The sequence below is a fragment of the Mesorhizobium sp. M2C.T.Ca.TU.002.02.1.1 genome (assembly GCF_003997225.1).
In genome coordinates, this window is sequence record NZ_RZTO01001360.1 from 1 (window position 1) to 822 (window position 822).

Genomic DNA, 822 nt, shown 5'->3' on the forward strand with positions numbered 1-822 from the left:
GCCGGCCCGCAGCGGCGCGGTGGCGATCTGGAAGGAATGCAGCGGCACGATCGTCTGGGCAAGCCCGGGCAACAGCCCGTCCGTATAGGCGTTGGTGGCGAGCACGACCGATCTGGTGCGCAACTCGGCGCCGCCTTGCGTCGCAACCCGCCAGGCGTCGGCCTCTTTAGTGAGCTTCACCACCCGCTGCTGCTCGGCGATCTTGGCGCCGGCGGCCGCGGCGACGCGCGCCAATTCCATCGTGTAGGAAAGTGGATCGATGACGCCGGCGCGGCGGTCGAGCCAGCCGCCGAGATAGCCTTTGGCGCCGGTCATCGCCGCGATCCCCGCCTTGTCGAGCAGTTCGACATCGGCGCCGCGCGAGCGCCATTGGCGGTCGCGGTTGGCGGCTGCCTGCAGGGCGGTTTCGGTGTGCGCGGCCTGGATCCAGCCATTGCGCGTGACCGGCACGGCCAGCTTCTCGTCGCGGATCACATCGAACACGGCGTCAGCTGTCGCGGCGGCGAAGTCGACCAGGGCTTCGCCGCGCTCCTTGCCGAGGTGCTCGAGCAGCCATTCGGGATCATATTTGAGGCCGGGAATAACCTGGCCGCCATTGAGGCCCGAAGCGCCCTGCCCGACCGCGCCGGCGTCAAGCACCTGGACGGAAAGGCCCGCGCGCGCCGCATGCAGCGCCGTCGAAAGGCCCATGATGCCGCTGCCCACGATGACCGCGTCGAGCGTGCCGGACGACAACTCGGACTGAAATGCCGGAGCTGCGTGGGGCTTTCGCCAGACCGGATCGGGAAAGGCTGCGGGCAAAGATCACCTCGGCGTTGGAAC

Annotated in this window: 1 protein-coding gene; it reads right to left on the minus strand. The window is 69.0% G+C overall.

Annotation, left to right across the window (positions count from 1 at the left end; all coding sequences use genetic code 11):
- Nucleotides 1-801, minus strand: an 801-nt coding sequence (locus EOD07_RS36105; RefSeq protein WP_164772937.1) for an FAD-dependent oxidoreductase, incomplete at its 3' end; no start/stop codon positions are given.
- Nucleotides 802-822: the final 21 nt, after the last annotated feature.